This window comes from Marinobacter sp. es.042 (assembly GCF_900188315.1).
GTDB lineage: Bacteria > Pseudomonadota > Gammaproteobacteria > Pseudomonadales > Oleiphilaceae > Marinobacter.
On record NZ_LT897781.1, the window covers coordinates 156,079 to 178,059 of the forward strand.

Here is a 21,981-nt window from a genome sequence, read left to right on the forward strand (position 1 = left end):
GGTTAAGGGCATAGAATTGGCGAATGGTATCGACTGGGTGCGGATGCGCACTCAGATAACAACCGCAGCGACAGGCCCTCACTATGAATGTGGATAAAGCGAAAAAGCGTATTGCGAAGCAGGTTAAGAAGGGCTTTCACGGCTATCCGTTGGTTTCGCTGGAGTACTTTGGTAAAGCGAACTCTGGCAAAACGCCCGGTTCAGCCAGCGAGGTTGTGATTTCTTATACCGAGGAAGAGGGCGCGGAGCCCCAGAAGCAGACGTTCGCAAGTGGCGGTGATGCCAGGGAAGACGAAACCATTCAGTCCACACTCCTCAAAATCATTGAACGGGCGGATGCAAAAACGGTTACTGAGATCGACGGTATTTCCACTGTTCGTGAAAGCTGAAGCTCGGGAAACCGGTTTTCTGAGGATGGGTAATGCATGAGTAGAAGGCTGGCATGAGTGTACCTAAATAGGTACAATTGGTTTGCTCCAAGGAAAGGGGTTGTATGACAATGAAAACGGTTAACGTCGTATTTATGGCAGCAAAAAGATGACACAGCATAAACACGTTGGCAGCTCTCTCGATGATCTGCTTGAAGCTGACGGCACCCTTGAGCAACTAGAAGCTGAGGCGCTGAAGCGGGTAATCGTCTGGCAGATTCAGCAGGCAATGGGGCAGACCGGTGTGAACAAGTCTCAACTTGCCCAGAAAATGCACACCAGCCGCACAGTGGTTAACCGCCTTCTTGATGAGAAGGATACCGGTGTCACCATCACAACGCTTGTAAAAGCGGGACGCGCTTTAGGCATGACCTGGACCTTGCAGGCAGGTGAGGATAATGGATCTGGTCGCGCGGCTTGACCGAGGCTGGGAGCTTTGAAAACCGTGAAAACCGGGACAGAACTATTAATGCACCTCAAAATCATTGAACGGGCGGATGCAAAAACGGTTACTGAGATCGACGGTATTTCCCCTGTCCGTGAAAGCTGATGCCAAGACAGGCCAGGGTGATTGTGCCCGGTTTCCCAGACGAGTCGGAGCTCGAAGTGATAAAACCCAGTTGTTACAGCTGTCGGAAAAGGTTTGAGCCGTCTGAGCTCCGGGTCTCTTACTCGAAAAACTACTGTGAGCGGTGCGGTGTTGGGCTGTTTGGTGAGGATTATTTCAGTTTCAACGCCAAGCCCGCCCCAACTGTCCGCAAGAACCTGGCGGTCCATTTTGCAGTGCTTCTTCTCGGGGGCGCTGGCTTGTTGTTATGGCTTTTGACGGGCCGGTCGTGAACGTTTTACGGATTCCCGACAACGCTGCGCGGGAGGTGGCGATCTCACCGGTTGAGCGGGAAAGCTCCAGGCGCAATGTTCAGCAGTGCTTTGCCTACTCGGAGTCCGGTACTGCGTCGTCATCCGATCTTGATGATGCGTTGCGGAGGCTCTGACTTGCTCAATGCCGACGTGCTGGCAATGCTGCTCGTACCCAGTTGCCGCTCTCTATTTCGAACAAGTGTACAAAAAGCGCAACAAACGCCTCTCGCTCGTTAACCTGTGAACGCCGGCCAAAAATCGCTGCACGCCCAGAAAGTTCTCTTCACCCTCACAGGCGATAAGTGCCTCTTTTCGTTTTTCGCGCGCATCGTGCCAACGTTTGGACAACAGAGCACAGTTCGCGGTGGTATCGCGAGCTTCAAGCAGCTTGAGGCCGGATTCTTGTATTAATTGCTCGTTGACGCCGGGAGGGCTGAAAAAATACAGACCGTCTGGGCATCGATTCTCAAGCTCTTCATAGGAAAGCAGTCCCCCAATCACCAAAGCGTCGCTAAAGACGAATTTCCCATCAGGTTTGAGCAACCGTTGTGTGTTGGAGAGAACTTCTCGCCGACGAGGGACATGACACAGGACATCCGTGGAATAGATGGCGTCGAACGAATTATCTTCATAGGGCAATTCTTCAGACGCATCGTGTTGTTCGAATTTCACGAGGTCGCTGACCTTCTCATCTTCGGCCAACGCATTCGCCGTTTTCACGCCTGACGCATTTAGCTCGAACCCTAAAACCCGACAGCCTATACGCTTTGCCAGGCCGACAGCGTAGCCGCCAGATCCACACCCTATGTCCAGGACCGATGAATCTGATGTCAGCTGAAGCAACTCGGGTATCTCGTGGGATTCTTCAGTCGAAACCCAGCTGGTTTGCCCATAGTCCTCGCCATAGGTCTCCAGCCGGACCTGGCTGTAGGTTTCCAGCGAGTAATTGCTGTACGAGCTACTGTAGAGATCGATCTTTTTGCTCATGGGTTCTTCCCTTCCTGTGCTGCTGACTTTTGCTGCTAGGTAATGGATACGGGAAACCGGTGGTCTTGTTTCACTGTAGCAACGCCTGCACTTCGTCACCATGAGCTAGCTTGGGGGAAACCGGGACCGATTTATTTTTTTATCGCCCTCACGCAACGGCGGAACAGCTCGGCCGCAAAGTACCGGTGTTCGCCGGGCTGCTCTGCCACGAAGAGCTGGCCACCTGAACTGTAGATTCCGCCCTCGATCATCAGGTTGTCGCTCATTTCAAAGTCTTCAATGGTATGGCCCAGTTCGTCCAGGTCGGTGGCGCCTGCTCGTTCCCGGTAATATCGGCTTTCGAGGGTAAACCCGAAGGCGGGTTTACCCTGTCCGATCATATACCCCACCTCAAAGACGGTGCCCGGGTCCGCGCTGATGCCGCGGAAGGGGGTCAGGTTGGCGATGATGGCCTGGCAGCTGTCCATCAGTTCCCGGTTGGCCCGGTAGATCCGATGCCCGCGCCTGAATTTCGCCTCGTTGGCGGACAGCGCCAGTTCAGTATCCAGCGGGTCTACGCCCTCCAGTCCGTTTTCCTGAAGCAGGCGTTTTTTCTCGGCCACGATGGCCCGATGTTCAGCTGCGGGGAAGAAAACTTCCGGGCCGGCGAGGTAGATTCGTTTTGGCTTCGTCATGGGTGCCTCATAGAGCTGATGAGACTGCAGGATAGCATCCAGTATTTTGGAGGTAGCAGAAATGGTGCAGCGTGGTCATACTCGCCAGCCTGTTTTCACGTTCCTTTGCGACCGTTCGCATGAGTGAAAATCGGGACAGACGTATTTTGTGCACACTGGTGTTTTGCCTTGGGCGGTGTTTGTCGAAAAATATCTATCAAACAAGAGCTATCAAACAATCATGACGAGAAAGACATTAGGTTTAACCGGAACACGAAAAAAAGATCCTAAACCAGTGGCCACGGAAACCGAAGCTAAGGTTGAGGTTGAAAGTGAGGCTGATCCACAAAAACGTTTTTTAAATGCTGTGGCTATCAATCCCGCGCCGGGGATTCGCCTGGAGTTGGGTTCCGAACAGCTCACGGTGCGCGCGATGGATTTGATCACGCCGATTGGCATGGGGCAGCGAGGTTTAATCGTTGCGCCGCCGGGGTCTGGAAAATCGACGGTTTTAAAACATATTTGCCAGGCGGTGGGAAAGGCGTATCCCGAGATTAAACTCTACGCGTTATTGATAGATGAGCGACCCGAGGAGGTCACTGATTTCAGGCGTAGCGTCCCGGCTGAGGTACACGCTTCTTCTTCGGATGAAAGCTATGCTCATCACGTTCGCGTTGCCGATGAACTTCTTGATATCGCTCGCCAACAAGCGGGCGAGGGTCACAACGTTATGATTGTGATTGATTCTCTCACGAGGCTTTCGCGTGTGCATAATGCGGAGCGAAAGAGCAGCGGTCGTACTATGTCTGGCGGGGTGGATGCTCGAGCGATGGAGATCCCGCGGAGGTTGTTTGGCGCTGCACGAAACCTTGAGAATGGCGGCTCGCTGACCATTCTGGCAACCGTTCTGGTGGATACGGGCAGCCGCATGGACCAGGTTATCTTTGAGGAATTCAAGGGCACGGGGAACATGGAGCTGGTGTTATCGAGAGACGTTGCGAATCAGCGAATTTTTCCCGCGCTGGACATTTCTAAAAGCAGTACACGCCGTGAAGAGCTGCTGTTGGATCCAAAAGATTTAGACAAAATAAGAGCATTGCGACGGGCGCTTGGCGGTCTCAAACCGCTAGAGGGCACAAAAAAGTTGGTGGAGCTGCTTGAGAAGTACCCCACAAACGCCGAGCTTCTGAAAAACATCCCCCATTCTTTTGATAAGGCGTAAGCGTAGCGTTCAAGACAGGGCGTTTTTGAGGAGTAGGCATGTTCCACATTCACGTCGAGCGGGTGCTTGAAAAGGATATTGATACGGTTTTTAAGGCCATGGAATCGGCTTTTCCTTTCGGGCTCTTTCGAGCCGAAGATGAATCCGGAGATGCCAACGATGCAGTCCTCGGCGCCAATGTCGCAGAGGTTTTCTGTGGTTTCTTCAGCGACAGTTTAAGAGAGGTGCTTTTCGACCCATTTTGGGTATAATTGTACCTTAATTGGGTATTTCGGGGTTTGTATGGGAAATCAACAGCTTTCGAAGCAAATGGGAATGGCGGAAGCGCTTTTCCCCGCGACCCGGCAAAAGGTTTTAAAGCTTTTTTTCTTGAGGCCCGATGCCGAATTTGCTCTACGTGAGGTAATTGATGCGGTTGGCGCAGGGTCTGGTGCAGTGCAACGAGAGGTAGCGCGGCTGGTCGATTGCGGACTCGTTTTTCAAGATCATCGAGGCCGGCAAAAGCGCTACAGAGTAAATCGGGAATCCCCGATTTACTTTGAGCTCGCCTCTCTGGTGACGAAATTGCTCGGCCCAGAATCTCAGATCGATGCTGCGTTGCAACCTCTGTACCCTGAGATTGATATCGCGTTGCTTTACGGCTCGGTGGCGAAGGGTGTTGATCACGCGGGAAGCGATGTTGATCTCTTGCTAGTATCCGACACTGTGAGTCTGGAAGATATTTTCGAGACCCTTGATCCGGCAGAACGTTCGCTCGCTCGGACCATTAATCCTACGGTGTATACTCGAAGCGACTTCAGAAGCCGTATTGTGAAACAGCAATCTTTCCTTACCAGGGTCCTGGATGGGCCTTACATCCTACTTAAAGGGAATTTGGATGAATTCGGAATCTCTCGACAATCTGGTCAAGATTAATAAGCTCCATCGGGAGCCTCCCGATGCAGAAGAAATCCAAGGATTGATACGCTCTGGGACCGTTCGTTTGAACGATGCACGTTTTGAATCGCTTAGCATCGAAAGCCGTTTTGATCTCTCGTATAACGCTGCACATGCGCTGTCACTCGCCGCTTTACGGCATTGCGGTTATCGGTCGGACAATCGCTATCTCGTCTTTCAATGTTTACAACACACCCTGGGGTTGTCGGCGGCGAAATGGCGGGTGCTTGATCAAGCCCATAAAAAGAGAAATCTGGCGGAATATGAAGGGGAGATCGACCTGAGCCCTGCCTTGGTTCAGAGTGTTCTCAAAATTGCAGAAGAGATCGAGGAGGCCGTTCTCAGGCTAACGGGCGATTGAAGAACGTATCGTCAAACTCTTGCATCGAATCCAGGGCTGCTCACCCAGCAGTTGGGCTTTGATTTGTCGAAGTCTTTGCAGCCGCTTATCTGGTAATCGCCACTGGTTTCACGATCCACTCAGGCAGTTCGCCTGATCAACTGAGCACAAACTCTCGTAGCTCTACAGGGAGAACGATAACGGGAGCAAGAAAATGAGCTTCAACTTAGCCGTCACCAAAAAGCGCACCGTTCTGACGTTGATGCTTTTAATCATCACACTGACTACTCAAGGGGCCGACATGAACAGGCTGGACGACTACCAGTGGAAAAACCGGCTTATCCTGGTTCACGCCACCAGTGAAAATAGCAGTGAGATCGAAACGCTCAGGAGTGCCCGGGCCGAGATCGATGACCGGGATATTGTCTGGTTTGTGAACACCGGGTCGGATGTGGTTTCAAATCAGAAAGCGGTTTCGAGCAGCCTCGAAAGCGACATCAAGGCTGTTCTTGATGAGTCCCGTTCGTATGGCCGGGTCCTGTTGATCGGCAAAGACGGCGGCATCAAAAGCCGCGAATCCAGTCTCGACCTCGACGCTATTTTCCGCCGTATCGACGGCATGCCGATGCGCATTCGGGAGATGCGCGCTGATTGAAGCATTAGACCCGATCAATAACCTCACACAGCGCATCCAGCCCCTCGGTCAGCACTCCAGGTGTCTGGTTTCCCCCGTTTCCACATCGGTGTAAGTGACCTTCACGGTTTTGAAGTTCAGGTCTACAAACAGGTGGCAGTAATAGTCGCCATGACGCCAGGCCATGGCCACGCTTGAGTTGTTGGAATAGTTCAGTTCGAAGTGCCCATCAAAGGCCGGGTAGTTGCTGCGGAACTTCATCAGGCTTAGCAGGCGTTGCACCACCGGTTTCTGGATGTCCTGCTCCACCTCTTCCAGGCTGTAGTAATGCCGATTGATGTCCCGCAACTCGCCACTTTGTTCCATCAGTTCGTGATCGTTACAGCCGGCCAGCAGCCCCACGTAGTAAACCTGTGGGATGCCCGGGGTGAAAAACTGGATGGCCCGGGCGGCGATGTAGGCGTCGTCGTTTTGCATCAGCGCGTCATAAAAGGTGCAGGTGAGCTGATAGATGGCACCCACGCTGTGAATGTTGGCCGCCGAGCGCCTCATGATGGGGTCCGCGCTGCGGGCGTCGATGTTGTCGATCAGTACTTTGATTTTCTCATCCGGCAAAACGCCTTCCACATCGGGAATGCAGATGCCGTCATGGGTATCCAGCACGGTGACCATGTTGCGCGGGCACATGCGCAGCCAGTTCTTCAGATACACACTGTTAGCGTCCAGCAGTGAATAGAGCAGCAGCGGCGGCAGGGCAAAGCCGTAGGGGTGCATGTTGCGGCGGCCGATGGCGTACTGGTAGCTGGTGTTGTCGTGTACTTCCGGCAGGCATTCCGCCCCGTGTTTCAAGGCAACCTGGTTGACCCAGTCGAGGATCTGATACACCTCCGGTTCCACCAGAAAGCAGCTTGTGCCGATCCGTTTGGTGGTGTATCCGAAGGCGTCCAGCCGCAGCAGATTAACGCCTTTTGAAGTCAGAAATCCGATGTAGCTTTCCATCAGCTGATAGGCCAGGTCGGATTCGTAATTCAGGTCGATCTGCTGCTCGGTGAAGGTACACCACACTCGGGTTTTGGTGCCGTCGGACAGGGTCACTTCCCGAAAGGGTTCTTTCTCCTTGCGGATGTGAATCTTCGCCATGTCGTCCGGTGAGATATCGCCGAATTTGTCCACGTGCACAAACAGATCGGCGTATTCCGAGTCGAAGCCGTTGGCAATGAAGTTGGTGAACTCCGGCGATTCGTCCGAGATATGATTAACCGTCAGATCCACGCACAGATCGTACTTTGCCGTAAAGGCTTCGATGTCGTCCCAGGTGCCCACCTTCGGGTCCACTTCCTTGTGGGTCAGCGGCGAGAAGCCGCCATCGGCGTTGGAGGGAAAAAACGGCAGGATGTGCAGCCCGCCGATGGCTTCGGACAGATGCGTGTCCACCACGGTGTAAAGGTCTTTCAGATCGTTGCCGATCCGGTCCGGGTAACAGATCAACTGCACTGCATTTTTGAGCAACATGGTGTGGTTTCCTCCGTTCAGGCGGCGCAGTGACCAATGGGCAGAATTTTCTTCAGTTTGGTCGCGCGGCGCTGCTCGGCGGTGTCGATGAATTCCCGCCCCCAGTAATCGATGTCGTAACGGCTGACCACTTCAAAGGCCTCGCTGAGCCGATTCTGTGCTTCGCTGCGGCTCATGGCCAGGGCGTAGTAGCAGGTGTCGGCAAGGTCCTGGGGGTGATGAGGATTGGCCAGGATGGCACCGCGCAGTTCGGCGGCGGCGCCGGCGAATTCCGAGAGCACCAGCCTGCCACTGCCCTGGGTCAGGCCCTGGGTGGCGATGTATTCCTTGGCCACCAGGTTCAGGCCGTCCCGCAGCGGTGTAATCCACATCACGTCCGCCATGGTGTAGTAAGACACCAGTTCCTCGAACGGCAGGGCGCGGAAGAAGAATTGCACGGGCGTCCAGCCCACCTGTGCGAACTGGCCGTTGATGCGACCGACCGTCTGCTCGATCTGGGAAAGCAGTTCCTCGTAGATGGTCATCCCGGCGGCCGCCGGCACGCAGACCATCATCAGGGTAACTTTGGTTTTCAGCTCCGGGTGCTCGTTGAGCATGCGTTCGTAGGCATCCAGCTTTTCGATGATGCCTTTGGTGAAGTCCAGGCGCTCGACCGACAGAATCAGCCGAACGTCCATCAGTTCGTTACGCAGGGTTTCCATGCGGTCAATCACGCTCTGGTCTGCCAGGGCATGTCGCACCCGGTTCAGGTCCAGCCCCACCGGGTGGGCGCCCAGGCCGATCTTGCGATCATTCACCTTGATTTCGGTGCTCATCTCATCAAGGCCCACGGCACAGCCGTAGGTCAGGAACCGGGGCGCACAGCCGGCTTTCTGGGTGACTTCCAGGGGCGTGACACCGCGCGCCACATCGACAAAGTTTTCCGCCTGCCTGGGAATATGGAAGCCGATGTGATCGCACTGCAACAGGCTGCCAACGATTTCACGGCGCCAGGGCAGCACGTTGAACACGTCTGCTGAGGGGAAATAGGTGTGATGGAAAAAGGCAATGGTAAGGTCCGGGCGAATCTCGCGCAGATAGGCCGGCACCATCCATAGATTGTAATCGTGAATCCACACCACCGCGTTCTCGGCGGCTTCCTCGGCCGCGCGCTCGGCAAACTGCTTGTTGACCTTGAGGAACACCTGCCAGTGATCATCGTGGAAGGTGGCCCGTTCCCAGAAGGTGTGCAGGGTTGGCCAGAAGGCTTCCTTGGAGAACCGCTTGTAGAAAATCTCGACGTCGTCTTTGCTTAGGGGCACCCGCGCGGCCACCAGTTTTTCGTAGCGATCGGTATCTACTTCGGTGTGGGTCTGGAACGGGCCCAGGTCCGGGTCGTCAATGGACCAGGCCACCCAGGAGCCGGCTTTGCCGTCGGCAAAGAAGCTCAGCAGCGTGGGGATGATGCCATTGGGGGATTTGGGGCGACGGCGGATCAGTTCGCCGTTTTCCACCACTTCTTCGTAGGGCAGGCGGTGGTACACGATCACCAGGTCGGACTTGCCGCGATTCATGAATTCCGGCGCTTCGGCTTCGATGCCCAGATGGCCGAGGTAGCCGAAGTGCTCAAACGCTTCCAGAATGCCGCCGCAGCCCGCTGCCTCGGCGTGGAAGACCCGGGCTTTGTGCTCTGTGGCCTCAATCAGGCCGGGTTCCGACTCGCCCACACACACGCCTTTGAAGCCGTGTTCGTACATCGACAAGTCGTTCAGGGTGTCGCCCGCGACCAGAACGGATTCGGGGTCCACGTTCAGGTGCTTAACCAGCCGTGACAGGGTGCGCCCCTTGTTCACGCCCTGGGGGAGAATGTCGAGGTATTTGTGATTGGAGAACAGCGCAGTGCAGTACAGGGTCTCGATGCGGGCGACCAGCTCATCGGTGACCACGTCGCCGTCGCAGAAGTAGGACACCCGGCGTTCCTGTGGCACTTCCTGGCGTTGCAGGCCTTCAAAGGGCAACAGAGCGTCCTCAATGATCTGTTCACCCGGCCAGAGTTCGTCGATCTCGCCTTGCAGCGGTTGGATGGCCTGCTGCGACTCGCCGTGCACCACCGTGCAGCCAACGTCGCAGATGATGTAGTTCGGCTGTGGAATGGTGGGGTCCGATAACAGGGGCAGCACGGATTCCAGTCCTCGACCGGTCACGAACACCAGGTCGATTTCGGGATGGCCAGCGATCAGTCGGTAGAGTTTAAGCCGGTTGTCGGGGTCGCCTGCGAGAAAAGTACCATCGAGATCGGTGGCCAGTAACATAGTCTGCTCCTATCGAAACTTTTGCTCAGATAAGGAATGCGTTGCAGCTTTCATACCGGAATCGGATTTAACAGCGTCACCTATGGCGCAGCGATTGCAGGCCAGTAAGCAGTGGCACGGCGATCAGGGCGATACAAAAACTGAACAACACTCCCCAAGTGCTTGCTGTCTGAGGCAAACAAGCCCTTTCATTTCAGGGCAGGGAGGTGTGTATCTGGACTTTAATGCGCCCTATTGGTGCAATTCTCGCGAGTGTCGCGCTATTACAGCTCGGCAGTGGCTTGTTGAATACGCTGCTGGCGGTCACGGCCAATGAACAGGGTTTTTCCACGGCGCGGATCGGCGTCATCATGTCCGGCTTTTTCGTGGGGTTCGCCTGCGGCATCTTTATCAGTGGCCGTTTGATCCGCCGCATGGGCCATATCCGTACCTTTGCGTTTTGCGCGGCGGTGTGCGCGTCCATCGCGCTGCTGCACTCCCTATGGGTTGATCCCTGGGCATGGATGGCGCTTCGCTTCCTTTACGGATTGTCCCTGGTCACCCTGATGACGGTGACGGAGAGCTGGCTAAACGCCCGCGCTGAGAAGCACGAGCACGGGCGGGTCTTCGCCATGTATATGGTGGTCAACCTTGGGGGAATTGCCCTGGCTCAGCAACTGCTCAGGCTGAGCCCGGGCGAGCTGTTGGTGCTGTTTTCGGTGTCGGCCATCCTCAGTTGCTGGGCGCTGCTGCCCATCACCATCAGCAGTCGCAGCCAACCTCACATTCCCGAGCGGGCCAAGAGCAGTCTGAAGAAAATCATCGGCTTTGCGCCGCTGGCCGTTGCTACCTCGGCGCTCTCCGGCCTTGCCATGGGCGCTTTCTGGGGGATGGCACCGCTGTACGCCAGCAAACTCGGCTTCAGCCTGTCTGAGGTTGGCCTGCTGATGAGCTTGACCATTGTGGGTGGCGCGCTGCTGCAGATCCCGATCGGCCGGTTTTCCGATACTCAGGACCGTCGGAAGGTGCTGGTTGTTGTGGCGGCGCTGGCGGCCGGAATGTGCCTGATGATGCCGTTGGCCTGGAGCAACACGTCACTGATGGCCGTATTCTTTGTTTGGGGTAGTCTGTCGTTTTCGCTGTACCCGCTGGGTGTGGCGCAGCTACTCGATCAGCTACACCCCGACGAGGTGGTTTCCGGTTCTACGGACATGCTGGTACTGCACGGAGCGGGCGCTGCCCTGGCGCCTCTGCTCGTGGGTTTGATTATGAATCTTGTGGGCCCTCATGGCATGCCTGTTTACATGGCGGTTGTTCTGGGCTTGCTCGCCACCTATGCGATCTATCAGGTACGCCATGTCTCCGTGCTCACCGCGGGCGAGCAGGCGCATTTTGAGCCGATGGCGCAATCGTCCCATGAGATTGTTGAAATGATTGAGCGGTAGACAGTTATCGCACCGGCTCACCGCTCCAAGGACGCTGAGTGACCCGCGTTCGAGCTTCCGATAGCCGGGAAGTCATTGGCTCTGTAGCTGCCCTACATAGGCGGAAACGAAGACCGCTTCCTGGAAGGCCTTCAAACCCGTCTCTGCAAACGCAATGGGCAGCGGGTTGGCTGCCAGGGTGGACTTGATGAGAGCGGAGGGCAGCAGGGTCACCGTCAATTCGATGTCGGCGATCAGTTGAATGGCCGCTTCCATTTTAAAGCTGACAGCACCACCGGCAAATTTGCCTTTGGGCATCCGCTCTTTGATTGCGACGTGAGTCACGCCGTACTCGGCCATTAAGGCGGCAAAGGCCGCCTGGAATTGCTTCAGGTCTTCACGGCTATGGTTTTTTGGCAGTGACAGTTTGCGCACCTTGCATTCCGGCAGGTTGAACTGCCCCCGGTCCATATTCAGCAAACACACCACTGCATCACTGCCGGTAAGCTCAACGCCGCACACAATCATAGCCATTTCCCCCGTGCCCGCCTGTTATCAGCCGCAGCACTTCTTGAATTTGAGCCCGCTACCGCAGTTGCAGATATCGTTACGTGAAGGCGATTTTACCGTGGTAACTGTGCCGCCTTTGGTCAGGATAGCAGTGAGCTCGGTAATGGACTCAACGGCGCCCTCGCGGGTATCCACCGAGATGTTCGCGTACAGCTTTGCCCTGGCCACTTGCGCTTCGACTTCCTGCTTGCGCGCGTCACTGGTCACCACCAGCGTAAGCGGGTATTTCTTGCTGCCACTCTTCTGGCTGGCGTTGGTCTGAAAGCCGCCGTAAGCGGTGTGGTGCTGGCGTGCGTCCTGCCGGCCTTTGAAGAAAAATTTGTCTGACATGCTGAGATCCTGATGGGGAGAATGCCCGGGCTGCTGCCGGGAGCAGTCTTTTAGCATGCTTTCGGAGGCGGGGATATAGGGAGATACGAAATCCGCCCGCTCCCCTGTGACGGATTTGTGACCTTTCCTTGATCGACTTTTTACCCAGCCGTGACGGCCGCGTAAGCGTTCCTGCTTAGTCTGCATTCTGATGCTGCTGGTCTTCAGGTATGGGGTCGGCAGTGTCCAATAGACACTATTTCCAATAAGGAGAATGCACAATGAAAAGCCTGACAGCGACGCTTCTGGCACTCGGTACCACCCTGGCCCTGATGGCCCCGGCCCATGCAGACGACATGGTCAAGGGCAACAAGGGAATGGACGACACCATGATGCAGGACGACATGAAAGATGACGGTATGACCAAAGACTCCATGAAGTCCGACACCATGGACACCATGCATGACGGGATGAAGACCGAAAGCATGATGGAGGAGGACATGAAGAAAGAGGGAATGGAAAAAGGCGCCATGAAAAAGGATGGAATGTCCGAAGAGGATAAAACATCCATGTAATGGCCGGAAATTTTCCAGAGTGGCGCTCTATTGAACGCCGTAAACCTCAATAATCGTTTTGGCCAGCTCCAGGTCGTTCTGGTTCGCCAGCGCGAGCTGGTTCAGTGCCCGGATGGTGGTGTCTTTCTGGGAGGCATCGACACCCAGCAGTTGCACGATGGTGTCCACCTTTTCACCGCCACCGCTTGCCAGCTGGTGGCGAAACTCTCCGCTGAACGCGATGATGATCTCCTTGATCTGTCGCGGCTTGGAGGTGGAGATCCCGGTCGGGGTGTCAGGCTTTAGGGTGACGAAGTACTGGTCCGGTGAGAACTCGTGAATGGCCCCTGAAACACCATCGGTAGTGGAACCCAGAAGCCCGCCGATCACGATGTTCCCGAAGAACCAGGGGTTGGTTGTGGTAGAGAGCTGAGCGGTGTAGGTCTCGTAGCCTTCCTTCTCAAAGGTAATGGACTGGTTGGAGCCCCGGTCCACTGGCACTGTCAGTGGCGTTTTACCGAGCACTCGGCCGGAAACCGTAACGGTGGCTTCTTCGGGCTCGCTGTTGAAGGTGAGCTTCTGGTCGGTTCCTGAGACGACCGACGCGCAACCGGTCGACAGAAACGCGATTGCAGCGAGTGTGAGGAGTAGGGAGTACTTCATGATTCTTCCTTGTTGTAGAACGTGGTTCCAGAAACGTTATTGCGTGAGGGAGACGTCACCGGGCTGGATTTGCAGTTCGGCGAGTTTGTCGAGCAGACCCTGAATGTTGGCTTTGCCGGAGCCTTCGTTGGCCAGTCTCAGGCGCTTGATAGCGGCGAATGCATCGGCAATGGTGGCGGTGTAGGGGGCGACAACCGTTTCATTCAGAACCACGGCACCGTTGTTATCGCGGTCAGTGAGGATGTATCTCACGTGGGTGGTTACCTCGAAGTCCAGACCGAACATGGGTTGGTCAACTTCCAGCAGGAGCGCTTCGAGCTGGTAGCGGCCGGAGCCTGCGAGCAGTCCCTGTTTTTGCAGGGTTTGCTTCAGGGCACCAGCGAACGCGTCGTTGTCGATTTCAGAAGTCCAGGCGGGGTTTGTTTTTTCACCGCCAGATACGTTGGTGACATCCACATTGTCTTCCAGGGCTGTGTCGTAGGCCTTCACTGGCCCCTCATACACCATGTTGCCCATTTTGGCGCCGGAGGCGCAGCCGGTGAGGTACAGCAGAGCAGCCAGCACTGCCAGGATCCTTGCGTTTCGCACAGTAGATTCCTTCTTACTTAATTGATTATTTTGAGTTATTCCCTGCCGACACGCCGGAGCTTATGGCGGCGCGCCATGGTAGCTGAGCCTTGGTGAGCTTGCTATGAACTGAGGGGCTAACCGGAGTAAAATCTCGTGAAATGTCACGGAAAGTCCGCTCTGGAGTCTGTTCCAGTGCTGCGGGCTTTTTGTGTCAGGCACAAAACTTACTATTCAGGGAAGAAATAAGTGAATCAAAAAGGCTCTCTCACCTCATGGAACGATGCCAAGGGCTTCGGTTTTATCACACCGGAAAACGGGGGTGAGCGACTGTTTGCTCACATCAGCGCCTATAAGGGGCGGGGCAGGCCCTTGGCCAGCCGTAAGGTCGTTTACTCGCAGACCAAAGACGAGAAAGGGCGGTTAAGAGCGGCCAGTTTCCAGTACGCCGGCGTCGCACGTCAACGCGCAGCGGTCGCGCCCGGAGTTTGGTTTGCGCTGTTGATTGCTGCAGCAGTCGGTGGGGCGGTGTCGACGTTGTATCTTTTGGGCTATGTGCCGGTTCTTTTGCCGGTGGCTTATGGGGTGATGAGCCTGGTTACCTTTTTGATGTACGCGATCGACAAAGGAGCCGCCGAGAGTGGCAACCGGCGCGTGCCGGAGGGACGGCTACACCTTTTTGAGCTTCTATGTGGCTGGCCGGGTGCGCTGGTGGGCCAGCAATTCTTTCGTCATAAAACCCGCAAAACCTCGTTTCAGGTGGTCTTCTGGGTTTATGTGATCCTCAATCTTGCGGTGCTCGGCTGGCTGTTGTTCTGGCCGGATGCCGAGTTTGCGCGGCAGGCGCTGGAGATTAAACCGGTCATGCTCATCAGGATGTAGTTATGCAGAAGGTCTGTTCAGAAGAGGCTTTGGCGGACTTGTTGAAGTCCAGCCCTGCGGTGCTGCTTCTATATGGGGGAGCAACCTGTGGCGTCTGTCAGGCCATCAAGCCTCGGTTGGAGGCGCTGGCCAACGAGGAATTCCCCAAGCTGGCCATCGCTTACATCGATTGTCAGGAGGCCGCCGGTCCATTATGTGCGGCGCAGGGTATTTTTTCTCTGCCTGTTGTCCAGCTTTGGTTTGACGGGCAGCGATTCGCGGAATTCGCCAGGGTGTTTTCTATTGGCGATGTACGTTCTGCGCTGGAGCGGCCCTATGAGCTTATGGCGCAGAACTGAATCGGGCATACGATCTGCTTCTGAGTTGGTCACGCAACACGTCAAAGGCTATTCCTTGAGCCGAACGAGCAACCGCCCATCCTGGACCTGGATATAGTCCACGCCGGCTGCAAAGGATTGCCAGAACCCCGGGTTGGCACCGAACTCGTTGACCAGATCCACGTTCTTGAGGTTGCCTAGCCAGGCATTCGGGATGGGAACGCCCATCAGGCTCACTCCCTTTAACTTAACCAGCGGGCGACCGTTGGCAAAGGAGAGTTCAACTCCTGCATTTACCCGCACCGTTCTGCCGCCGAGTACAGGGAAACCTTCTTCAAAAGGTACGAGAAGCACCGCGCTCAGAAGATCGTCCGAGAGATCGACGGAAAGTCGTTGAGCCAGATCCGTGTTGTTGGCGAGCATGCCATTGAGTTCCCGCTCGCTGAAGCGTACCTCCCGGCTGGCACCTTCCTCACTGTAGGGCTCTGGCTTTAACGGGCCGGCAGATCCACCACCTTGGGTGTCAATCCCCAGGGTGTTCAATTTGCTGTTGAGTGAATCCTGTTCACTGGCATTCAGGGTTACGGGTTCGAAGTTGTCTGGGAACACATAGTGGCTTAACCACCAGTAACCAATGCCGACAGTGACAACGATGGTAAGCAGGACAATGCCAAAGACATGCAGGCCACTGAAGCCCTTCTTTGCGGGTGGTCGCGCGGATGTTGGTTTATCGTCGGTTGTTTCATTCATTGCCAATGCCACCTGATTTCCATTTGAATTCGTTCCGTTAGTTCCGTGCAGCCTTCGGCTTTTCTGCCACCGCCGTCAAACCCTCCCGGAATGTTGTTACGCGAAACTCCGGAAACCGTTTCTTGAACTTGTCAGACACGAAAATGTTGTCCACCTCGTAGCGCGGCAACAGCTCCGCTGCATCCCGGACTTGCTGGTTAAGAAACCCAGCCAACTTCAGTTGCCAGCGTTTGAGTATCTTGTATTGGCTGTCGGTATGGAAGATCTCACTCGCCAGCTGAATGAACTGTCGGTAGGTCAGGCGCTGGTCATCGCAGGGCAGGTGCCAGGTTTGTCCATAGGCGCCGGGCGTATTGCCCAGCAGGGCCATGGCACGGCTGGCGTCCGGCGTGTAGATCAGGCTTCGTAGCGTATCGTCGCGAAGAAAGACGGTTGGCTTCTTGCCGGCTTTCAGCTTGTCGAGGATCGTCGCATTGGTGATGCTTTGAGTTTTTCCGGGGCCGTAGAACTCCGGGGCGCGGCAGGTCATGGCATTCACTCGCCCTTCGTCCATCGCTTGCATCAGTTCTCTGGCGATGGCGGCTCGAACTTCCCCTTTCGCGCCATTGGGCTGAAACGGCGTCTCTTCGGTTTGGGGTGTTGCCGTTTGCGGATACATGTAGGTGTTATCGAAAAACACGAGCTTGGCGTTGTGTCGCTCACAGGCCTGAAGGATGTTGCGCATCAGGACGGGCCATTGCTCCACCCAGCGCTGGGTGTCCATTGGCAAACCCACGGTTACGTAAACGATGCTTGAGCCCTCAACCGCTTGCAAGGCGTCATCGGCATTCAGCAAGTCCGCGCTGACCAGCTGGTCGGTATCGTTCACCTTCTGAGGCTTTCGACTGACCATCCGTATGTCACTGGTGAAGTCGCGTTTCAGGCTGAGCGCGAGTTCCCGCCCAATCTGGCCGCTGGCGCCGAGGATGGTTTGCATAGGTTTGGCTCCGTAGCTTGTCGAAGGGCAGTGTATACGGAGTGGAAAGATTATCCCAAGCGCAGAAAACCCTCGAAGACCAGGCCAGACCTATTCTTCGGGCTCCTTTACATCGAGGAATTGCCCCCGAACTCGTCTACTGACTCTGCTCACGGGTCTCATTCAGGAGCTTCCGCTTGATCAACAGCCAATAGCTGTCCTGGCTGACAGACTTGATCATGATGATCCGCACTTTGGTCGGCTCCATCTGGTAATCGAACACATACTCAAACACGGCGTTGAATTCGCCTGTTTCGACCCCTTTGAAGAAGCGCCCGGAAAACTCGTCGCTGTTGGTGCACGGAGCAACGTCGTTGAAGAAATTCCGGCCAATCACCTCGTCGGGCTTTCGGCCGGTCAGTTCGGATTCCGCAATGTTGTAACGCAGGATGGTGCCCTCTGCGTCCAGCTCAATGGCGCCGAACATGAGGTTATCGATTTCGGAGTCGCTCAGGCTGGACATCGCGTTTTCGAGGTCTTCCACTTCAAACTTCACGCGTTTCACTTTCATTCGGTGCACCCCTTACAGCAATAGATAGGTTGTCAAACCTTACGTACAAGGCGGGAAATCGGTGCATGGATAAGCGGCTGCTGACAATTTTTTACATAAGCCGCAGCCAGGCGAACGTCGTTTTTTAACAAATCAGCGTAACCGTTAGTAATTAGGTTCATAAGCATTCTTAGCGCCAGACCTGTATTAAACGCCGTTGAGTACTGACCATGCCGCTTTCCCGTTCTAATTGCATCGCAACCCTGCAGCACTTGGTGGCTGCGACGCTGGCTGCCGACCGTGGGGTAGCCGTAAACGAATTGCTGCTTGATTTACAGGCCAGCGACCATTTGCGAGATGGCCCAGCCGCTCTGGATTCTCTGGATGAGTTGGCGGTTGCCCGTCGTGTGACGGAGTTCTTTGAGCTTGAGAAAACCAGCGCTGAGGAATGGCTGTTGCGGCGCCATCGATTGAGCGAATGGAGTGAACTGATTTGTAACAACCTCAACGATGGCACGCTCGATCAGATCTGGTTCCGTTCTGGCGGGACCACGGGCGAACCAAAGTTGGTGGCCCAGAGGCTTGCTCACCTTCTTTCGGAAGTCCGGGAAATCAGAGAGATTGTTGGTAATGCCCGGCGCATCATTGCCCTGGTGCCCCTGCATCATATCTATGGATTCATCTGGGGGCCGCTGCTTAGTGAGGAACTGAACCTGACGCTTATCCACGGTGGAGAGGCTGTTGAAGAAGCCCATCACAACCTCCAGCATGGCGACCTGCTGCTGGCCGTTCCGGAGTGGTGGCAGTATCTGGGCAGTGCCCGCCATGCGCTGTCGCCGGGAGTGATCGGCGTGACGTCGACAGCGCCTTGCCCACCGGAGGTTGTTCGGGCGGCTCTGGCGAAGGGCCTGGCGACGATGATTGAGGTGTATGGCGCCAGCGATACCGGCGGCATTGCATGGCGCACGGAGACCGGGCGTGGCTTTCAGCTATTCCAACATTGGAAGAGGCAGGATGGCGACCATTTGGTGTCTGATGCGGGCACTGTCGGCCTGCTCCCCGATCACGTTGAATGGCAATCAGAGCGTACCCTGATTCCCCTGCGGCGGCGAGATGAGGCCATTCAGGTAGGCGGCGTTAATGTCTGGCCAGACCGGGTCAGGGCCTTTATTGAAAGTCACCCCGAGGTCGAGAGCTGTTCTGTGCGTCCGATGGCGACCGACCATGGCAAGCGCCTGAAAGCTTTCATTGTTGCCGAACATCACGCAAATGATGGGTTGAAAGCCGAACTGCGTGACTGGCTGAAGGCGAGTCTTTCTGCCGCCGAACGCCCCATCAACCTGACGCTGGGCGATGCGCTGCCCAGGAACGCCATGGGAAAACTCTGTGATTGGTAAGTGTGTGGAACTCACCTCCGCGGGTTTGTCGCTGAACCAGCTTGAAGCCGTTGCCCACGGATTGCCGTTACTTCTGACCGAGGCGGTGGAACGGAATATTGAGTCCAGCCACGATCGCCTCTCTCGTTACCTGCAGGAAAACCGCCGCATCTACGGTGTGACCACCGGTTACGGGCCGCTGGCCGATACCCTGGTGGGCAGTGATTATTCCGGAGCGTTGCAGAGAAACCTCATTGCCCACTTGAGCGCCGGCGTTGGCGCACCCCTGAGCCGCCTGCAAACCCGCGCTACGATGGCGGCGCGCATCAGTGCCCTGGCGCAAGGCCATTCGGGCATTTCTATCGCGGCTCTCAATACGCTCCTGCAGTGCCTGAACCGCGACGCCGTTCCGGTGGTGCCCTCCATGGGCACCGTTGGTGCCAGCGGCGACCTTACCCCGCTTGCTCACATTGCCGGCGCCCTAATGGGGCAGGGCGAGATGTGTCTGGCGGGCGGTGAGCCCAGGCGGGCCGACGAGGTGTTGCGGAGTATTGGCATCAAGCCGTTTGAGCCTGGCGGGAAAGATGCCCTGGCGCTGGTGAACGGCACGTCTGCAATGACCGGCATTGCGGGTCTGAATGGTACAGGCGCTGATCGGGCGCTGCGCTGGAGCACGCTGCTCTGCGCAGGCCATGCTGAAGTGCTTGATGGCCGGTTGGAAGCCTGGCATCCGGCCTTCGGTGAGGTTCGGCCTCATCCGGGCCAGCAGCGCCTGCACCGATGGTTGAACCTTCTGGTCAAGCCAACAGATCGAAGGTCAGAAGATTCACACACGGTCAGTCCCGGCGAAGTGACCCGCCTGGACAGCGCCATCCAAGACCCCTACAGCCTGCGCTGTGCACCCCAGCTTTTAGGCGCCGTCAGCGATCAGATCGACTGGCACAACCAGACCGTTCATATCGAACTGAACAGCGTGACCGATAACCCGATTCTTCCGGACGACCTGGACGGCGTGCTCCATGGCGGCAATTTTTACGGCCAGCACGTGGCGTTTGCCTCAGACGCCCTGGCCAACGCTGTTATCACGATGGCCGTGCACGCGGAGCGGCGGATTGCCCGTCTGTGCAACCCACGGCTGAACAAAGGCCTGCCGGCGTTTCTGCAGCCCGGCAACACGGGGCTTCAGAGTGGCTTTATGGGTGCCCAGGTGACGGCCAGTGCCCTGCTCGCGGAGATGCGCACCAAAGCGATTCCGGCGTCTATCCAGTCGATACCGACCAACGGCGATAATCAGGACGTAGTCACCATGGGAACGATTGGCGCCCGCCGCACCGCAGAGCTTTTGGCGTTGTTGAAGAACCTGCTGGCCATTGATGCGTTAATGGTGGCCCAGGCTGTGGACCTGAGATTGGAGCAAGCCCCGGATTACGCTCCCGGCAATGCAGTTGCCGAATTGCTGGCCTGGGTTCGCTTGAGGGTGCCCCGGCTGACCAACGACCGCCCTCTGAATCGAGATATCGCCGACCTTGCGCAGAGCATTCAGTTGCCGGGCACTCTAGCGGATAATCAACTCCAGGGGTGATTTCAGTTCCCTTTCTTGAATTTCGCTTTGCAATTCCCGCTCATGCACATGGTGCAGTAATGCTCACGGTCCTCGTGCTTGGTGCCCTCTGTGATCTTGATGCCACAGCCGTTGCAGAGCAGAACGGCAACGTCGCCTTCAAATTTCACAATAGCGTGTTCGTATTCCATAAGACACCCCGGTCCTGATTTAAAATGCATCGTGAGTAGTACGGTATTTGCAGCGGGGCAGACCGCTGGCGGGCTGCTACCACCGGCGTGTTTGAGATTAAACCGAGACCCATTCTATTCGTTATTCCAGAACCTTTGGCCAGTTGGCGTCTGCCTGTCGAATGAAGCCCTCTGTGTCCTTCAGCCATCGATCCTGAACTGACTCATTATAGTTGAGATACAGCCGGCCATCGCGGATGGCCCAGTGTTGAGGGTCGCCTTTGGCGAGGTAGCCCTGGGCAACCGCCCAGGCGCAGTAGCCGCCGTAGGCAGGCAAGTAGCGTTCAGGATTGGCTTCGAAGCGCGTCAGGTTCTCTGCACTCGCGAATCGCCAGGTTACGCCCAGGTGCTCTGTGGTGTAGTCGCGCGAGCCTTTGGCTGGTTTTCCCGTTTCGAAGTAGCTGACTGTGTCGTAGCCGCCTGCTCCTGTGTTGCTCAGCAGGCCGGTGTAGACGGCAGGTTGAGAACCCCATGCAGCAGCGGTAAAGAAGAGTGCGAAGGTGATGAATGCCAGTCGTCTGTTCATGTCGGTGTCCCCCGAGGGATTTGGTTCTTCAACCGAGAAGCCTGTGCAGCCTTTTGCCACAAAACACAGCCATGCTGCGCTGGCGATATTGGCGCATGCTGAATCGTTGATGTTTTCTCCCACTCTATGGACACAAACGAGGTGGTTTTGTTTCGCGCCCTGAAACCTGCGGGTCATAAAAAGATGTGCAGAAGCTGCTTTGCCACTTTCCGTAGCCACAAAATCGGAGGCGGTGAGTAGGGCAAGACACTGACTCTACTGTCGAATAAACGCTTCGGTCAGAACACTCAGGTGGTTTCCCAGTGTGTCGGAGAATTCCACCTGAAACACTGTCAACGGTTCCACCTGCATGGCTTTGCGGGCCGGCTCCGGCGGGTGGGACATATGCCAACAGCCAATCAACGCCTGCTGGCACTGCATCAGATACCGAAAACAGGCCGCTTCCTCCTGGCCTGTCGCTGCAGCGAAGACGGCCGTCAGACGCCGGGACTGTGACAGCAGGAACAGTTTGAACTCCCGGGCCTCCTCTTCGCTCAGGCCGGTTTCAAGAGCAATGTGCAGGATGGCGGTGAGACCGCAGAACACTGGGTGGGCCAGGATGCGGTCTACAAACTGGTTGGGGAAACTGTCCGGGCCAACGGCTTCAACGTCTGAAACCCAGCCTGACATTGCGCGGCGATAAACGGCAATGAACAGCAGTTCCTTGCTGCGGAAGTAGCGATACAGTGCCGCTTTGGTGAGCCCGGTTTCGCGGGCCACATCCGCCAGGGTCAGGCCGTGGAACCGGTGCTCCAGAAACAGCCTTTCCGCCGCATCGAGTATCTGCTGTTCCCGTAGCGCCTTGTCTGACTCGGTCCGGGCGCGTTGTTTACCACCGCATAGTCTGTGCTTCAAAACCACCTCA

28 protein-coding genes are annotated in these 21,981 nt (G+C 56.1%); 14 read left to right on the forward strand and 14 right to left on the reverse strand.

The features are described from left to right. Positions 1–83 precede the first annotated feature (83 nt). The 3 genes from CFB02_RS00795 (at position 84) to CFB02_RS18065 (ending at position 1,423) form a co-directional block, all read left to right on the forward strand. The gene (locus CFB02_RS00795; protein WP_088556474.1) at positions 84–389 is read left to right on the forward strand and encodes a hypothetical protein; all 306 of its coding nucleotides are present in this window, start codon (positions 84–86) and stop codon (positions 387–389) included. Between the two features lie 148 nt (positions 390–537). After that, entirely contained in the window at positions 538–849 is a 312-nt protein-coding gene (locus CFB02_RS00800) for a helix-turn-helix domain-containing protein (protein WP_088556475.1), read from the forward strand. 394 nt (positions 850–1,243) lie between these two features. Next, on the forward strand, positions 1,244–1,423 hold the full coding sequence (locus tag CFB02_RS18065; protein WP_157677778.1) for a hypothetical protein: 180 nt from the start codon (positions 1,244–1,246) through the stop codon (positions 1,421–1,423). A gap of 52 nt (positions 1,424–1,475) precedes the next feature. On the opposite strand, the gene CFB02_RS00810 is transcribed toward CFB02_RS18065, so the two are convergent. Continuing rightward, positions 1,476–2,276: a class I SAM-dependent methyltransferase gene (locus tag CFB02_RS00810; protein WP_088556476.1), complete on the reverse strand. Its 801-nt coding sequence runs from the start codon at positions 2,274–2,276 to the stop codon at positions 1,476–1,478. 131 nt (positions 2,277–2,407) lie between these two features. Beyond that, positions 2,408–2,950 (reverse strand): nucleoside 2-deoxyribosyltransferase, encoded by a 543-nt coding sequence (locus CFB02_RS00815; RefSeq protein ID WP_088556477.1) that lies wholly within the window; start codon positions 2,948–2,950, stop codon positions 2,408–2,410. Positions 2,951–3,098: 148 nt separating this feature from the next. On the opposite strand from CFB02_RS00815, the gene rho reads away from it, so the two are divergent. From rho to CFB02_RS00840, 5 genes are all read left to right on the forward strand, one after another. Then, a complete protein-coding gene (gene rho / locus CFB02_RS00820) occupies positions 3,099–4,151 on the forward strand; it encodes a transcription termination factor Rho (RefSeq protein ID WP_227519281.1) in 1,053 nt (350 codons plus the stop codon). Positions 4,152–4,189: 38 nt separating this feature from the next. Next, positions 4,190–4,402, forward strand: a complete 213-nt coding sequence (locus tag CFB02_RS00825) for a hypothetical protein (RefSeq protein ID WP_088556479.1) — start codon at positions 4,190–4,192, stop codon at positions 4,400–4,402. Positions 4,403–4,433: 31 nt separating this feature from the next. Then, entirely contained in the window at positions 4,434–5,066 is a 633-nt protein-coding gene (locus CFB02_RS00830) for a nucleotidyltransferase domain-containing protein (protein ID WP_039881949.1), read from the forward strand. Next, positions 5,029–5,448 carry a hypothetical protein gene (locus CFB02_RS00835; RefSeq protein WP_088556480.1) on the forward strand — a complete coding sequence of 140 codons (420 nt, stop codon included), beginning with the start codon at positions 5,029–5,031 and terminating at the stop codon, positions 5,446–5,448. Before CFB02_RS00830 ends, CFB02_RS00835 begins: the two co-directional genes overlap by 38 nt. 193 nt (positions 5,449–5,641) lie before the next feature. Then, the gene (locus CFB02_RS00840; RefSeq protein ID WP_088556481.1) at positions 5,642–6,082 is read left to right on the forward strand and encodes a DUF4174 domain-containing protein; all 441 of its coding nucleotides are present in this window, start codon (positions 5,642–5,644) and stop codon (positions 6,080–6,082) included. Between the two features lie 48 nt (positions 6,083–6,130). On the opposite strand, the gene gtfA is transcribed toward CFB02_RS00840, so the two are convergent. Both gtfA and ggpS read right to left on the reverse strand, forming a co-directional pair. Continuing rightward, positions 6,131–7,573: a sucrose phosphorylase gene (gene gtfA / locus CFB02_RS00845; protein ID WP_088556482.1), complete on the reverse strand. Its 1,443-nt coding sequence runs from the start codon at positions 7,571–7,573 to the stop codon at positions 6,131–6,133. Between the two features lie 17 nt (positions 7,574–7,590). Further along, positions 7,591–9,864: a glucosylglycerol-phosphate synthase gene (ggpS, locus tag CFB02_RS00850; protein ID WP_088556483.1), complete on the reverse strand. Its 2,274-nt coding sequence runs from the start codon at positions 9,862–9,864 to the stop codon at positions 7,591–7,593. A gap of 224 nt (positions 9,865–10,088) precedes the next feature. Here ggpS and CFB02_RS00855 point away from each other — a divergent pair, with 224 nt between their 5' ends. Further along, positions 10,089–11,288: an MFS transporter gene (locus tag CFB02_RS00855; protein WP_088556484.1), complete on the forward strand. Its 1,200-nt coding sequence runs from the start codon at positions 10,089–10,091 to the stop codon at positions 11,286–11,288. Between the two features lie 72 nt (positions 11,289–11,360). On the opposite strand, the gene CFB02_RS00860 is transcribed toward CFB02_RS00855, so the two are convergent. Together CFB02_RS00860 and CFB02_RS00865 are read right to left on the reverse strand one after the other, a co-directional pair. Further along, positions 11,361–11,795: a DUF3010 family protein gene (locus CFB02_RS00860; RefSeq protein WP_088556485.1), complete on the reverse strand. Its 435-nt coding sequence runs from the start codon at positions 11,793–11,795 to the stop codon at positions 11,361–11,363. A 27-nt stretch (positions 11,796–11,822) separates the two neighbouring features. Further along, positions 11,823–12,167, reverse strand: a complete 345-nt coding sequence (locus CFB02_RS00865; RefSeq protein ID WP_008172500.1) for a PBPRA1643 family SWIM/SEC-C metal-binding motif protein — start codon at positions 12,165–12,167, stop codon at positions 11,823–11,825. Positions 12,168–12,427: 260 nt separating this feature from the next. On the opposite strand from CFB02_RS00865, the gene CFB02_RS00870 reads away from it, so the two are divergent. Further along, complete coding sequence (locus CFB02_RS00870) at positions 12,428–12,721, forward strand: hypothetical protein (protein WP_088556486.1); 294 nt, start codon at positions 12,428–12,430, stop codon at positions 12,719–12,721. 27 nt (positions 12,722–12,748) lie between these two features. Here the strand turns inward: CFB02_RS00870 and CFB02_RS00875 are convergent, their stop codons facing one another. Both CFB02_RS00875 and CFB02_RS00880 read right to left on the reverse strand, forming a co-directional pair. Beyond that, the gene (locus CFB02_RS00875) at positions 12,749–13,363 is read right to left on the reverse strand and encodes a PEGA domain-containing protein (protein ID WP_088556487.1); all 615 of its coding nucleotides are present in this window, start codon (positions 13,361–13,363) and stop codon (positions 12,749–12,751) included. A gap of 36 nt (positions 13,364–13,399) precedes the next feature. Beyond that, positions 13,400–13,951 (reverse strand): hypothetical protein, encoded by a 552-nt coding sequence (locus tag CFB02_RS00880; RefSeq protein ID WP_227519283.1) that lies wholly within the window; start codon positions 13,949–13,951, stop codon positions 13,400–13,402. A 228-nt stretch (positions 13,952–14,179) separates the two neighbouring features. Between CFB02_RS00880 and CFB02_RS00885 the strand changes: the two genes are divergently transcribed. Together CFB02_RS00885 and CFB02_RS00890 are read left to right on the forward strand one after the other, a co-directional pair. Continuing rightward, the gene (locus CFB02_RS00885; protein WP_088556488.1) at positions 14,180–14,812 is read left to right on the forward strand and encodes a DUF1294 domain-containing protein; all 633 of its coding nucleotides are present in this window, start codon (positions 14,180–14,182) and stop codon (positions 14,810–14,812) included. Between the two features lie 2 nt (positions 14,813–14,814). Next, positions 14,815–15,150 carry a thioredoxin family protein gene (locus CFB02_RS00890; protein ID WP_088556489.1) on the forward strand — a complete coding sequence of 112 codons (336 nt, stop codon included), beginning with the start codon at positions 14,815–14,817 and terminating at the stop codon, positions 15,148–15,150. A 48-nt stretch (positions 15,151–15,198) separates the two neighbouring features. Here CFB02_RS00890 and CFB02_RS00895 read toward each other — a convergent pair whose 3' ends face one another. The 3 genes from CFB02_RS00895 to pyp form a co-directional block, all read right to left on the reverse strand. Further along, complete coding sequence (locus CFB02_RS00895) at positions 15,199–15,879, reverse strand: arginine N-succinyltransferase (protein WP_088556490.1); 681 nt, start codon at positions 15,877–15,879, stop codon at positions 15,199–15,201. Between the two features lie 37 nt (positions 15,880–15,916). Continuing rightward, the gene (locus tag CFB02_RS00900; RefSeq protein ID WP_088556491.1) at positions 15,917–16,855 is read right to left on the reverse strand and encodes an NAD-dependent epimerase/dehydratase family protein; all 939 of its coding nucleotides are present in this window, start codon (positions 16,853–16,855) and stop codon (positions 15,917–15,919) included. A 136-nt stretch (positions 16,856–16,991) separates the two neighbouring features. After that, on the reverse strand, positions 16,992–17,405 hold the full coding sequence (gene pyp, locus CFB02_RS00905; RefSeq protein ID WP_088556492.1) for a photoactive yellow protein: 414 nt from the start codon (positions 17,403–17,405) through the stop codon (positions 16,992–16,994). Between the two features lie 209 nt (positions 17,406–17,614). Here pyp and CFB02_RS00910 point away from each other — a divergent pair, with 209 nt between their 5' ends. After that, complete coding sequence (locus CFB02_RS00910; RefSeq protein WP_088556493.1) at positions 17,615–18,781, forward strand: AMP-binding protein; 1,167 nt, start codon at positions 17,615–17,617, stop codon at positions 18,779–18,781. A 4-nt stretch (positions 18,782–18,785) separates the two neighbouring features. Then, the gene (locus tag CFB02_RS00915) at positions 18,786–20,342 is read left to right on the forward strand and encodes an HAL/PAL/TAL family ammonia-lyase (protein WP_197694030.1); all 1,557 of its coding nucleotides are present in this window, start codon (positions 18,786–18,788) and stop codon (positions 20,340–20,342) included. A gap of 2 nt (positions 20,343–20,344) precedes the next feature. Here the strand turns inward: CFB02_RS00915 and CFB02_RS18135 are convergent, their stop codons facing one another. The 3 genes from CFB02_RS18135 to CFB02_RS00925 all read right to left on the reverse strand — a co-directional run bounded on the left by CFB02_RS18135 (position 20,345) and on the right by CFB02_RS00925 (position 21,977). Then, positions 20,345–20,512, reverse strand: coding sequence for a hypothetical protein (locus CFB02_RS18135; protein WP_008172490.1), 168 nt, complete (start codon positions 20,510–20,512; stop codon positions 20,345–20,347). Between the two features lie 121 nt (positions 20,513–20,633). After that, positions 20,634–21,077, reverse strand: a complete 444-nt coding sequence (locus CFB02_RS00920) for a YHS domain-containing (seleno)protein (RefSeq protein WP_088559121.1) — start codon at positions 21,075–21,077, stop codon at positions 20,634–20,636. A 255-nt stretch (positions 21,078–21,332) separates the two neighbouring features. Further along, positions 21,333–21,977: a TetR family transcriptional regulator gene (locus CFB02_RS00925; RefSeq protein WP_088556495.1), complete on the reverse strand. Its 645-nt coding sequence runs from the start codon at positions 21,975–21,977 to the stop codon at positions 21,333–21,335. Positions 21,978–21,981: the final 4 nt, after the last annotated feature.